The organism is Rhodococcoides kyotonense, assembly GCF_001645385.1.
Taxonomy (GTDB): Bacteria; Actinomycetota; Actinomycetes; order Mycobacteriales; family Mycobacteriaceae; genus Rhodococcoides; species Rhodococcoides kyotonensis_B.
Genome location: NZ_LVHI01000023.1, coordinates 203,150 through 215,552 on the forward strand (window position 1 = coordinate 203,150; position 12,403 = coordinate 215,552).

13 protein-coding genes are annotated in these 12,403 nt (G+C 65.5%); 8 read left to right on the forward strand and 5 right to left on the reverse strand.

Going from position 1 to position 12,403, the window contains the following annotated elements; all coding sequences use genetic code 11:
• Positions 1–115 precede the first annotated feature (115 nt).
• From A3K89_RS16865 to A3K89_RS16880, 4 genes are read left to right on the forward strand one after another with little or no spacing between them, the layout of a single operon-like run.
• On the forward strand, positions 116–1,438 hold the full coding sequence (locus A3K89_RS16865) for an ABC transporter substrate-binding protein (protein ID WP_068428078.1): 1,323 nt from the start codon (positions 116–118) through the stop codon (positions 1,436–1,438).
• Positions 1,435–2,379 carry a carbohydrate ABC transporter permease gene (locus tag A3K89_RS16870; protein ID WP_068428081.1) on the forward strand — a complete coding sequence of 315 codons (945 nt, stop codon included), beginning with the start codon at positions 1,435–1,437 and terminating at the stop codon, positions 2,377–2,379. Before A3K89_RS16865 ends, A3K89_RS16870 begins: the two co-directional genes overlap by 4 nt.
• Positions 2,379–3,212 carry a carbohydrate ABC transporter permease gene (locus tag A3K89_RS16875; protein WP_068428084.1) on the forward strand — a complete coding sequence of 278 codons (834 nt, stop codon included), beginning with the start codon at positions 2,379–2,381 and terminating at the stop codon, positions 3,210–3,212. The genes A3K89_RS16870 and A3K89_RS16875 overlap by 1 nt, the downstream gene beginning before the upstream one ends.
• Before the next feature lie 5 nt (positions 3,213–3,217).
• Positions 3,218–4,387 carry an ABC transporter ATP-binding protein gene (locus A3K89_RS16880; RefSeq protein WP_068428087.1) on the forward strand — a complete coding sequence of 390 codons (1,170 nt, stop codon included), beginning with the start codon at positions 3,218–3,220 and terminating at the stop codon, positions 4,385–4,387.
• Between the two features lie 53 nt (positions 4,388–4,440).
• On the opposite strand, the gene A3K89_RS16885 is transcribed toward A3K89_RS16880, so the two are convergent.
• From A3K89_RS16885 to A3K89_RS16900, 4 genes are all read right to left on the reverse strand, one after another.
• The gene (locus A3K89_RS16885) at positions 4,441–4,731 is read right to left on the reverse strand and encodes a hypothetical protein (protein ID WP_068428089.1); all 291 of its coding nucleotides are present in this window, start codon (positions 4,729–4,731) and stop codon (positions 4,441–4,443) included.
• Positions 4,732–4,793: 62 nt separating this feature from the next.
• Positions 4,794–6,314 (reverse strand): MFS transporter, encoded by a 1,521-nt coding sequence (locus A3K89_RS16890; protein ID WP_068428091.1) that lies wholly within the window; start codon positions 6,312–6,314, stop codon positions 4,794–4,796.
• Positions 6,315–6,418: 104 nt separating this feature from the next.
• Positions 6,419–7,276 (reverse strand): chromosome partitioning protein ParB, encoded by an 858-nt coding sequence (locus A3K89_RS16895; RefSeq protein ID WP_068428094.1) that lies wholly within the window; start codon positions 7,274–7,276, stop codon positions 6,419–6,421.
• On the reverse strand, positions 7,266–7,979 hold the full coding sequence (locus A3K89_RS16900) for a metallophosphoesterase family protein (protein ID WP_068429039.1): 714 nt from the start codon (positions 7,977–7,979) through the stop codon (positions 7,266–7,268). The genes A3K89_RS16895 and A3K89_RS16900 overlap by 11 nt, the downstream gene beginning before the upstream one ends.
• Positions 7,980–8,012: 33 nt before the next feature.
• On the opposite strand from A3K89_RS16900, the gene A3K89_RS16905 reads away from it, so the two are divergent.
• Complete coding sequence (locus A3K89_RS16905; RefSeq protein WP_084423848.1) at positions 8,013–8,606, forward strand: suppressor of fused domain protein; 594 nt, start codon at positions 8,013–8,015, stop codon at positions 8,604–8,606.
• Positions 8,607–8,614: 8 nt separating this feature from the next.
• On the opposite strand, the gene A3K89_RS16910 is transcribed toward A3K89_RS16905, so the two are convergent.
• The gene (locus tag A3K89_RS16910) at positions 8,615–9,712 is read right to left on the reverse strand and encodes a magnesium and cobalt transport protein CorA (RefSeq protein WP_068428097.1); all 1,098 of its coding nucleotides are present in this window, start codon (positions 9,710–9,712) and stop codon (positions 8,615–8,617) included.
• 103 nt (positions 9,713–9,815) lie between these two features.
• On the opposite strand from A3K89_RS16910, the gene A3K89_RS16915 reads away from it, so the two are divergent.
• The 3 genes from A3K89_RS16915 to A3K89_RS16925 all read left to right on the forward strand — a co-directional run bounded on the left by A3K89_RS16915 (position 9,816) and on the right by A3K89_RS16925 (position 12,327).
• Positions 9,816–10,676, forward strand: coding sequence for a PHP domain-containing protein (locus A3K89_RS16915; RefSeq protein ID WP_068428099.1), 861 nt, complete (start codon positions 9,816–9,818; stop codon positions 10,674–10,676).
• A 3-nt stretch (positions 10,677–10,679) separates the two neighbouring features.
• Positions 10,680–10,940 carry a hypothetical protein gene (locus tag A3K89_RS16920; RefSeq protein WP_240930820.1) on the forward strand — a complete coding sequence of 87 codons (261 nt, stop codon included), beginning with the start codon at positions 10,680–10,682 and terminating at the stop codon, positions 10,938–10,940.
• Between the two features lie 190 nt (positions 10,941–11,130).
• Positions 11,131–12,327 (forward strand): NAD(P)-dependent malic enzyme, encoded by a 1,197-nt coding sequence (locus A3K89_RS16925; protein WP_068428102.1) that lies wholly within the window; start codon positions 11,131–11,133, stop codon positions 12,325–12,327.
• The last annotated feature ends 76 nt before the right edge of the window (positions 12,328–12,403 follow it).

Genomic DNA, 12,403 nt, shown 5'->3' on the forward strand with positions numbered 1-12,403 from the left:
TTTCTTTACGTGCAGGGCAATAGGTAACGGAGTTACTGCACGAGTAGTCGAACAGTGGGAGGCGAGAGTGCCGAGACAGCGTCGTTCGAGGCCCGGAAACGCAACCAGGATAGGCGTGTTGGCGGCGGCCACGTTGATAGTCGGCCCGCTGCTGACCGCGTGTTCGTCGTCAGGTGGCGGCACACCGGTGCTCAGTTTCTACACCGCAGCCGACGGTGCCGAGCAGTACGCGCAAGCCGCGGAAGCCTGCTCGGCCGCGTCGAACGGCCTCTACGAGGTCGAGCAGCGGACGCTCCCGAAGAGCGCCAACGATCAGAGGCTCCAGTTGGCCCGCAGGCTCGCGGGCAACGACGGCACGCTCGATCTGATGACGCTCGACGTCGTCTGGACGGCCGAGTTCGCCGAGGCGGGGTGGGCACTACCCGTTCCCGACGACCTCGCCGCGAAGCTGACGGACGGGTCGACGCTGGCAGGGCCGCTCGCGACGGCCGAGTGGCAGGACCAGCTCTACGCGGTGCCGCTCAACTCGAACACGCAGCTGCTCTGGTACCGACCGGACCAGGTGCCCGGCGGTGAGCCGCCGCAGACGTGGGATCAGATGATCGACGAGGCGGAGGCCAATGCGGCCCAGGGCAAACCGGCGTACATCGGTGTCCAGGCCAAGCAGTACGAGGGCCTGATGGTCTGGTTCAACAGCCTTCTCGTCAGCGCGGGCGGACAGGTCGTCGCCGAAGACGGAACGACCGTCACGCTCAACGACACTCCCGAGCATCGGGCGGCCACGGAGAAGACGCTCGAGATCATGAAGCGCGTCGCCACCGCCGACGGGCACGATCCGTCGATCTCGCAGACCGACGAAGCCACAGCACGATTGGGTATGGAGGCGGGCAACTCGGCCTTCCAGGTCAACTACCCGTTCGTGCTTCCCGGTCTCAAGGAGAACGCGGCTGCAGGCGCGGTGCCGTTCCTCGATCTCACCGGCGTGCCCGCGGATCAGCAGGACGCCAAGGTCGCCGAAGTGTTCCGCAGCGCACCGTATCCCGCGGTCGTTCCGGACACGCCCGCCAAGGTCACGATCGGTGGATTCAACATCGGTGTCGCCAAGACCACGCAGCACGAGGACCTCGCGTGGGAGGCCGTCGCCTGCCTGACCAACGAGGACAACCAGCGCAACAACGCCGTCAACGGTGGTGTGCCGCCGGTGCTCGCGCAGCTGTACCAGGATCCCGAGTTCCAGGCCGTGTACCCCGCGTGGGAGGGCGTGCTCGACTCCATCGAGAACGCCGCGGTGCGCCCGGTTTCGCCTGCGTACCAGAGCATTTCGATCCTTCTCGCCGACGCGCTCAATCCGCCTCAGAACATCGACCCGGTGGCGGACGTGGACAAGCTCGCCGACCTCGTCTCCAAGGCAGTCAATTCCGAAGGGCTGATTCCATGAGCGCACCCACCACCGAACGGGAGACGACCTACGACAAGCAGGCCGTCCTGAAGCAGATGTCCGACGGCAAGAAGGCCGAGCGTCGACTCGGGCTGCTGTTGATCGCGCCCGCCGCGATCATGATGATCGCGGTGACGGGTTATCCGATCGTCTACGCGTTCTGGCTCAGCCTGCAGAAGTACAACCTGGCATTTCCCGACGACCGTGAATTCGTCGGACTCTCCAATTACGTGACGGTTCTGACCGACGGCTACTGGTGGACGGCGTTCGCCGTCACCGCGGGTATCACCATCGTCTCGGTGGTCATCGAGTTCGTTCTCGGTCTCGCCGTCGCACTCATCATGCACCGCACCATCTTCGGACGCGGACTGGTCCGCACCGTCGTGCTGATCCCGTACGGCATCGTCACGGTCGCCGCCGCGTACAGCTGGTACTACGCGTGGACGCCCGGCACGGGTTACCTGGCCAACCTGCTTCCCGACGGCAGTGCGCCGCTGACCGAGCAGTTGCCGTCCCTCGCCATCGTCGTTCTCGCCGAAGTGTGGAAGACGACGCCGTTCATGGCTCTGCTTCTTCTCGCCGGCCTCGCGCTCGTACCGGACGATCTGCTGAAGGCGGCACAGGTCGACGGCGCAGGCGCATGGACGAGGTTGATACGCATCACGATTCCGCTGATGAAGCCGGCGATCCTCGTCGCCCTGTTGTTCCGCACGCTCGACGCATTCCGCATCTTCGACAACATCTACGTTCTGACCAAGGGCAGCAACGGAACCGGATCGGTGTCGATTCTCGGTTACGACAACCTGTTCGGAGCATTCAACCTCGGACTCGGTTCGGCGATCAGCGTTCTCATCTTCTTCTGCGTCGCCATCATCGCGTTCGTGTTCATCAAGCTGTTCGGTGCCTCGGCGCCGGGCTCGGACGACGGAGGCCGCAAGTAATGACGACCGTAACGCCTCGCAAGAAAGTCGGCTGGACCGTCGTCAACGTGCTGGTGCTGCTGTACGCGCTGGTTCCGCTGGCGTGGATCATCAGTCTGTCGTTCAAGTCGACGGCCACCATCGCCGACGGCAAGTTCATCCCGAGCTCGATCACGTTCGACAACTACAAGGGCATCTTCTCGACGAACCAGTTCACGTCGGCGTTGATCAACTCGATCGGTATCGGCCTGATCACCACGTTCATCGCCGTCGTGATCGGAACGATGGCGGCCTACGCCGTCGCACGACTCGAGTTCCCCGGCAAGAAACTCCTCGTCGGCGCGGCACTGCTCATCGCGATGTTCCCGCAGATCTCGCTCGTGACACCGCTGTTCGACATCGAACGCGCACTCGGACTGTTCGACACGTGGCCGGGCCTGATCATCCCGTACATCACGTTCGCACTGCCGTTGGCGATCTACACGCTTTCCGCCTTCTTCCGCGAGATCCCGTGGGAGCTGGAGAAAGCCGCGAAGATGGACGGTGCAACCCCCGCCCAGGCGTTCCGCAAGGTCATCGCGCCTCTCGCCGCGCCGGGCATCGTCACCGCTGCGATTCTGGTGTTCATCTTCGCGTGGAACGACCTGCTGCTCGCCATCTCGCTGACGGCGACGGAACGGTCGATCACGGTGCCGGCCGCGATCTCTCAGTTCACCGGTAGCTCCCAGTTCGAGGAGCCGACCGGGTCCATCGCGGCGGCGGCCGTCGTCATCACCATTCCGATCATCATCTTCGTGCTCTTCTTCCAACGACGTATCGTGGCGGGCTTGACGTCCGGCGCAGTGAAGGGATAACCGTCATGGCCGAAATCGTTCTCGACAAAGTCACCAAGCTGTACCCGGACGGTGCCGCCGCCGTCAGCGACGTCGACATCACCATCGCCGACGGCGAGTTCATCATTCTCGTCGGGCCGTCGGGCTGCGGAAAGTCCACGACGCTCAACATGATCGCCGGTCTGGAGGACATCTCGTCCGGTGAGCTGCGGATCGCGGGCGAACGCGTCAACGAGCGTGCACCGAAGGATCGCGACATCGCGATGGTGTTCCAGTCGTACGCGCTCTACCCGCACATGACGGTGCGTCAGAACATAGCGTTTCCGTTGACGCTCGCGAAGATGAGCAAGAACGAGATCAATACGAAAGTCGAAGAGGCCGCGAAGATTCTCGACCTGAGTCAGCACCTCGACCGCAAGCCGTCGAACCTCTCGGGCGGCCAGCGTCAGCGAGTTGCCATGGGACGCGCCATCGTTCGCACGCCCAAGGCGTTCCTGATGGACGAGCCGCTGTCGAACCTCGACGCGAAACTGCGTGTGCAGACGCGGGCCGAGATCTCGCGGCTGCAGAAGCGACTCGGCACGACGACCGTCTACGTCACCCACGATCAGACCGAGGCCATGACGCTCGGTGACCGCGTCGTCGTGCTGCGCGGCGGTATCGTGCAGCAGATCGGTTCGCCGCAGGAGCTGTACGACAAGCCGCGAAACCTGTTCGTGGGCGGCTTCATCGGATCGCCGTCGATGAACTTCGTTCCGGGACAGCTGACGGCGCACGGCGTGAAGACCGACCTCGGGGAATTCGAACTACCGTCCGAGCGCATGCAGACGATCAAGTCGAAGAACCCCGGTCAGGAAGTGGTGGTCGGCATCAGGCCCGAACACTTCGAGGACGCCTCGCTGATCGATTCGTATCAGAAGATGAGCGGCACGGTGATCACCGTCGACGTCGACGTCCTCGAATCGATGGGTAGCGACAAGTACGCCTACTTCACGTTGAAGGGCAACAAGGTCGAGTCCGCGGAACTGGCCGAGCTCGCAGCCGACGCCGGTATCTCGGATCTCGGTGGTGCACAGGTCGTCGCGCGTCTGGCTGCCGAATCGAAAGCCGAAGTGGGGCGTCAGGCCGAGCTGTGGTTCGACCCGGCGAAGGTGTCGGTGTTCGATCACGCGTCGGGTGCGAATCTGACGCTGTAGGCGCACGTGCGTGGGAATGTACAGCGGGCTGTACATTCCCACGCACGGGTCGGTCAGCCGGCCGAACCGGTACCGATTCCCTGCCAGAAATTCGGCCCGAACTGCGGGACAGCGGTCGGCGCGGGCAGCGGGGCCGGATCGGGTTGCGGTGCCAGGTCGGGGAGCTGCAGCTGCGGCAACTGGAACTGCGGAAGCTGGAACTGCGGGACTGGCTGGTTCTGGCCACGGTCGTCGTGGTTGTTGCCGATCGGATCCGCGGACGCGGTGCCGGCAACGGCCACGAGTGGGACGGCGACGAGTGCGCTCGTGACTGCGGTGCGGGTCAGTATCTTTCGTGTGTTCATGCGAACCAACGTAGGTCGCGCAGCGCGTCCTCCGACAGGGGAAATCCTGTTCTCCCAGAGGGTCAGCAGTCCTTTGCCAGGGTGCTCGGACCAGCGGTTTCGGGCTGTTTCCCCTGGGTCGATACCCGCTGATCCACACAGTTTCCTGTGAGTCTGGTGGGCTCGGTGCGGCGCGGCGAGACGACCGTGCTGCGCTCGGCGATCGTTTTCGTGGGTACGCGAATCGCCAAGGCGGACAACGTGACTATCGTGCACGCCACTGCGCCGACGGCGAAGGCCGCGGTGTAGACGGCCTCCCGCGGCACCGATGTGCCCGCAAGGGTGTACGTCGCGAGCATCGTCGTCAGCACCGCACTCGCGATGGACGTTCCGACGGTGCGGACGATCGAGTTGACGCTGTTGGCAATTCCGGTGTCCGCGGGTGCCACCTCGGCCATCAGGAGATTCGGGATCGCGGCGAACGCAAGCGAGACGAACACGTTGATGACCGACGACGCGAGGATCACCTGCCACGTCGCGGCGTGGAAGAACACGAAGAACACGAAGCCGACGAAACCGACGACGCCGCCGGAGATCAGAATCGGGCGCGGACCGAAGCGTCGAATCAGGGCCCCGCTCGCGGTGGCTGCCACGACGCCGACCACCGCCCCCGGCAACAGATAGACGACGCTGGCGGCGAGCACATCGGCGGTGAACCCGTAGCCCGCGACTGCGCGCGGCGTCTGCACGAAGTAGCTGCATGCCAGGAAATTCACGAACATGCCGATTCCGACGAACAGCGTCGCGACGTTGGTCGCGAGCAACGGCCCGTGCGTCAGCATCCGAGGTGCGACGAGAGGAGCGGTGATCCGGTTCTCGAACACCCACCACCCGGCGAGGACGACGGCGCCGACGATCGCGCTTCCCAGCGTCGGCAACGAACCCCAACCCCATGTACGTCCCTGCGTCAGCGCGAGGAACAGCAGCACGAGAGCGACGGCGAGCAGCGCGGCACCCCACCAGTCGACGGAACCCGAGCCGGTGCGTCGGCGAGCGGGGATGCCGAACCACGCGAGCGTGATCGCGACGGCGACGAAGCCGACCGTCAGCCAGAACACGCGGTGGTAGTCGGCGCCGGCGGCGGTGAGCAGGCCGGTCAGAACGAGGCCGAATCCGCCGCCCACGCCCAACGTGCCCGACAGGATCGCCATCGCGCCGACGAGCTTGCGGGGTGGCATCTCGTCGCGCAGCACCGCCAGCGCGATGGGGAACAGCGCATACGAGACGCCCTGCAGAACACGCCCGAGAATGAGCAGCGGTAGCGAGTGCGTGAGCGCGGCGATCAGCGAGCCGAGCAGGACGAGTCCCATGACGGCGATCAGAACTGGCCGCTTGCCGTACAGGTCGGCGAGCCGACCGATGACGGGCGTTGCGACGACGGCAGCAAGCAGATTGGCCGTCAGAACCCAGCCGGCGGCCGTCGTGCTCACCTGGAGTTGGCTACCGATGGTTCCGACGATGGGGATGACCATGGTCTGTAGGACAGCGAGAGTCATCACGACGAAACAGAGCGAAGGCACGAGCAACCGGCCGGGGCGGGACATGAAAGCTACCTCGTTACGTGAACCGAAAGAAAGAAATGCAATTGCTTGATATATGCATCTAATTACCTATCAGGTTCGACGCCGCGACGAAAGCCGACAAGTACCTACCGTCCTCGCGTGTGCTGCGCACGCTCGCGCAGTTCGGAGACGATCTCGTCGTTCCAGACGTGCTCGCGCACGAGGCGATACCGCTCGCGGATCATCCACAGATAGGCCTCGGCGTCCGTGCGGCCCTCGAGGATGTCGGCCGCGCGGACCATGCGCACGACGGGGAGAAATTCCTCGCCGAACCAGCGTCTGGCCACGGTGGCGCGGTCGACGAACTCCGACACCTCCTGCATCAGCCGAAACCCCCACGCTTCGACGGATTCGCTGAGCTCGGCGTAGTCGTACGGATCGGTGACGGTGACCGCCTCGCGCGCCTTGCCCGTCAAAGGCACGCGCGACAGGAAGATCCGTCGGTGATCCTTGATGAGGAGGTCGCCGCGACGGGTGATTCCCTCGGGTGAGATTCGCGTCACGATCTCGGTGACGGACGCGTCGATCGTCGTCCGGTGCATCGCGAACGCGATCGACACGCGGTGATGGCCGTCGAGCACGAAATGCATCGAACCGATGCGATACACCTGGATCGGCGGCATCGTTTCGCCCCGACGCTGAGCCGCCGCGAGCCGCTGCCAGCGTTCCCTGGTGCGCGCGGACGTCGGACGGAAGAACCGGTCGAAGTCACGCGTCCGATCGACGCTGCCGACGATCGAGTCGACGCGAATCACCTGTAGGCCGAGGTGCCGCTCGCCGACCTTGCCGAGGGCAGCGACGACCTCGTCGAACGGCAGGATCGTGTTGACGTCGTCGGGCTGACGGCGCAGCCATCCGACCAGTCGTGCGATGTCGGCGCGACGGCGTTGCCGGGTGAAATCGTTCTCGGCGTCGGCTGCAGGAAATCCGGTGTCACGTGCCATGGCGTCGCCTCACGATCGTGGGTGCGTGTTCTCTGCGTTCCCCGTCGGGCTCGATGTCGAGCAACGTGTATCCGACGGTGTTGACGACGTCGGAGCTGTGCAGGCGAAGGTCCTGGGGCGTCTGTCCGTGCGGATGGATGTGGCCGTGCAGCAGTATCTGTGGCCGAAGGATGCGGGTGACGTCGTGCAGGCAATCGAAGCCGACGTGCGCCGGGTCGGTGCCGTCGCCCACACTGAACGGGGGACTGTGGGTCAGCAGAACGTCGACGCCGCGCTGATCACCGCGGACCTTCTGGGCCCACGTCTTCGTACGCGTCAGCGATTTTCCTCGACGCCGTTGCTGGCGTTGCGTCCACTGGTTCGGCCCGCCGTTGTAGCGGATGGATCCGCCGAGGCCGGCGATGCGCAGACCGGCCGCGGAAACGATCTTGCGGTCGGCGTTGACGGCCCCGACCGGGCCGGGCCACGTCGTCGGCAATCCGGCGCGCATCCAGCCTGCGCGTCCTGCCGAATAACCCGTCAGATCCGGGTCGTGGTTGCCCGGGACGAACACGCACGGGGCGTTCAGCGCGTCGGTCAGGTATTCGAGGTAGTCGAACGGGAGATCCCCGGCTCCGAGGATGAGGTCGACGTCCATCGAACGAACCTGGGCACTCCACAGACTCTCGATCGTTTCGTCGGCGACGGCGAGGACAGAGACCACGCGCACGACGCTACCGGTCGCCTGTGGTGTTGGATGTACTTCGTGAGCGATGTGATCCCGTCCGTACGCGCACACCTCATCGCCGAGATCGGGGACGAGAGTCCCTCGTCGGCGTCGGTGACGTTCCTCGGGCTCGAACCCCTCGACGTGTTGCGTTTCGCCGGCACCAGCGACGACCTGGTTCGTTACGCGACGCTCGGCTGCTCCCGGCACCCGATGGCCGATCCGAACGAGCTCGTCGCGGACCCCAACCGCGGCCCACGGGCCGAGCTGATCCTGACGCTCGTCGGGGGCGCGGGAGTCGCGTCGGGAGTCCACAAGACGCTCGCGGTGTTGGCCGCGTCGCCTGCGGTCGAGGGGCTCGTGCTCGTCGAGGATGCACTTCTCGACCTCGGTGAACCCCTGTGGGTGAACGCGCCGTTCACCGCGGTCCTGCTCGGTGCGAGCGACGTCGCCGACCTCGCCCTGCCCGAACCGGCGGATCCGGTGCGCTTCCTGTCGGTCGTACCGCTCACCGGAACCGAAGCTGCGTGGGTGCGTCTACGCGGAGCCGACGCCTTGCGCGAGGCCTGGGCCGAAGCAGGCGTCGACGTCCGGGACCCGAACCGATCGGCCGTGACGCTGTAGTTCGTGCGTCAGAGCCAGTGATTGCGGCGGAAGGTCCTGAACAGACCTCCGCAGAACAGCGCGACCACCCCCAGGACGAGGTAGTAGCCGTACGTCCAGTGCAGTTCGGGAATGTTGTCGAAGTTCATGCCGTAGATGCCCGCGACCATCGTCGGTACCGCGGCGATCGCGACCCACGCGGAGATCTTGCGCATGTCCATGTTCTGCTGCATCGTCACGCGAGCCAGCGCCGCGTCGACGAGGGAACTGAGCACCTCGTCGAATTCCGCGACCCGATCGGCGACGGTCGTGTGGTGGTCCAGCACGTCGCGCAGGTACCGTCGCACGGCTTTCGGGACCGGCGTGTCGGCGCTCTGGACGAGCTGGCTCAGCGGCGTCGACAACGGGCTGACCGAGCGTCGTAGTTCGACGACTTCTCGTTTGAGCATGTAGATGTTCTCGATCGGCACGTGGTGAGCGGGGGAGAAGACCTCCTCCTCCATGACGTCGACGTCGCGTTCGATCGACGACGTCACCGCGAGATACTGGTCGACGACATGATCGGCGACGGCGTGCAGCACCGCCGACGGCCCGAGAGCCAGACGCTCCGGGTTCTCTTCGAGGTCGCGTCGGACCCCGGACAATCCCGAGTGTTCGCCGTGCCGAACCGTCAGCACGAAATCGCGCCCGAGGAAGACCATGATCTCTCCGGTCTCGACGATCTCGTTGGCCGTCGTCACCGACTCGTGCTCGACGTAGCTGACCGTGCGCAGGACCAGGACGGCGATGTCGTCGTACCGCTCCAACTTGGGGCGCTGGTGGGCCTGAACGGCATCCTCCACCATGAGTTCGTGCAAGCCGTAATGCTCGGCGACGCCGGTCATCTGGCCCTCGTCGGGAGCGTGCAGGCCGATCCAGACGAATCCCTCACCGCGCCCCCGTACCTCGGCAATCGCGGCCGAATGCGTGAACCTGCCCGGCAGCCGGTGACCGTCGACGTAGACGGCACAGTCGACGATCGCGCGAGCCGTCGGAACAGGCACCTTCGGCCCGCTCGCCTGTCCGCGGGAGGCCGGCCGAAGAGAATGCAGCGACGGTAGCGACGGCCGTGGTGGTAGCGATGGCATGGGCTGCTCTCTTTCGTGTCGAGCGGGCGCGGGTCCGGGGCGCGCGACGCGCAACTGTACGCCTGACAGATGTACGGCTCGGGCGCCTGAGACACTGGCACTCGTGCGTATCGACCTCCATACCCATTCTCGCGTGTCCGATGGCACCGACAGTCCCGCCGAGTTGGTGCGGGCCGCCGCCGAGGCGGGTCTCGACGTCGTCGCACTGACCGATCACGACACCACCGCGGGGTGGGACGAGGCCGTCGCCGCTGCTCCAAACGGCCTGACCGTCGTGCGCGGGATGGAGATGTCGTGCGAGGGACGCGGCGAGGACGGCGATCCCGTCGCGGTGCACCTGCTCGCGTATCTTTTCGACGCCGAGGATCCGGTGTTCGCCGCCGAACGACGCAGGCTGCGCGCCGAACGCGTCGCCCGTATCCGCGTCATGGCCGAGCGTCTCGCCGTCGACTATCCGATGATCGAGCCCGACGCGATTCTCGCGGCGACGGGGGAGTCGGCGGGAAGGCCGCACCTCGCACGCGCACTCGTCGACGCGGGTGCCGTCGCGTCCGTGCAGGAGGCGTTCGACGGCCCGCTGAAGACCGACAGCCCGTACTACGTCGCGAAGATCGACACGCCGCTCGACACGGCCGTCGAGATGATTCGCGCGGCAGGAGGCGTCAGCGTCGTCGCGCATGCACGAGCGCGTACTCGCGGACGGCTGCTCGACCTCGCGCACATTCGTGACCTCGTCCCTCTCGGACTCGGCGGACTCGAAGTCGAACACGCCGATCACGACGAGAACGACACGCGTGTCCTGCGTGAGCTGGCCGAGGAACTCGATCTCGTCGTCACCGGGTCCTCGGACTACCACGGCGACAACAAGCCGCTGCGGCTCGGTGAGCACACCACGGCCGTGGATCAGTACGAACGGCTCGTCGCGCAGTCCGACGCGCGAGTCACGACCACCACAGGAGGATGACGGTTGCTTCGGGGTCTGAGTGGAGCAGTCACGGCGGGACTCGTCGTGTTGGCCGTCGTGGTCGTCGGCACGCAGTATCTGGGAAGTCAACGCGGATTTCCTGGACCCGGCACGGTGTCGGTGGCATCGCACATCGGGGCTGCGATCGTTGCGATCGTGCTCCAGCGCATCGCCGACCATCGGGCACGAGCTGTCTCGGTGATCGCATCGCTGCTGGTGTTCGCCCTCGCGGGGGTGTTGTTGTGGACTCAGTGGTGGGGCTGACGTAGGCTGTCCGGGATCATGCGCGCTACAGCGCCACGTTCGTTCGTGACGGCTCACCCGCCTCACGTCATCGAAGTTTTTCGGTAGACGCAGCCACCCAGGGCGCGCACCGAGACATCTTCTTTCGAATCATCTCTCCGACGCGTCGCGCGTAGCCGAGAGAGATGAATTTTCCTGAGGAGCTATTAACGTGACGACTGTGACGCAACCGACCAACAACGCCGCTGATCTGTCTGCCATCACCGAGGAGGAAATCTTCCTCGGACACGTCGGTGGGAAGCTCTCCGTCGAGCTGACTGCACCCCTCGAGACGCAGCGCGACCTGTCCATCGCCTACACGCCCGGTGTCGCCCAGGTGTCCCGCGCCATCGCGCAGGACGATGCGCTGGCCAAGCAGTACACCTGGACCGACCGTCTCGTCGCCGTCGTCACCGACGGGTCCGCCGTCCTCGGCCTCGGCGACATCGGCCCGCGCGCATCCCTTCCCGTCATGGAAGGCAAGGCAGCGCTGTTCAAGAACTTCGCCGGACTCAATTCCATCCCGATCGTCCTCGACACCAACGACGTCGACGAGATCGTCGAGACCATCGTGCGTCTGCGCCACAGCTTCGGCGCGGTCAACCTCGAGGACATCTCCGCCCCGCGCTGCTTCGAGATCGAGCGACGCGTCGTCGAAGCCTTGGACTGCCCGGTCATGCACGACGATCAGCACGGCACCGCCATCGTCGTCCTCGCTGCCCTCAACGGTGCAGCGAAGGTGCAGGGTCGTGACACTGCAGGACTGAAGGTCGTCATCTCGGGCGCAGGTGCAGCAGGAGTCGCCTGCGCGAACATTCTTCTCGCCGCGGGCGTGTCCGACGTCGTCGTGCTCGACTCGAAGGGCGTCGTCTCCTCCGATCGCACCGACCTGAACATCGTCAAGACCGAGCTCGCAGCCCGCACCAACCCCCGCGGCGTCACCGGAACCGCGGCTGATGCGCTCGCCGGAGCGGACGTGTTCCTCGGTGTCTCGGCCGGCCAGATCGACGAAAGCTTCATCGCGTCCATGGCACCCGAGTCGATCGTCTTCGCTCTGTCCAACCCGGACCCGGAAATCCACCCGGACCGCGCGGCGCAGTACGCGTCGATCGTCGCGACCGGACGCAGTGACTTCCCGAACCAGATCAACAATGTGCTCGCCTTCCCCGGCGTGTTCAAGGGCGCACTCGACGCCGGAGCACGCCGCATCACCGAAGGCATGAAGCTCGCCGCTGCCGAGGCAATCCTCTCGGTTCTCGGCGACGAGTTGGCGACGGACAAAATTGTCCCGAGCCCACTCGACCCGCGTGTCGCCCCGGCCGTTGCGGACGCAGTTGCGGCAGCAGCGCGAGCAGAAGGCGTCGCGTAGGACAGTAGGGGGAAGCACCCCGAGCCGCCCCCAACAGGGCTACGGCTCGGGGTGCTTTCGTATCCGGGGCCGCTCC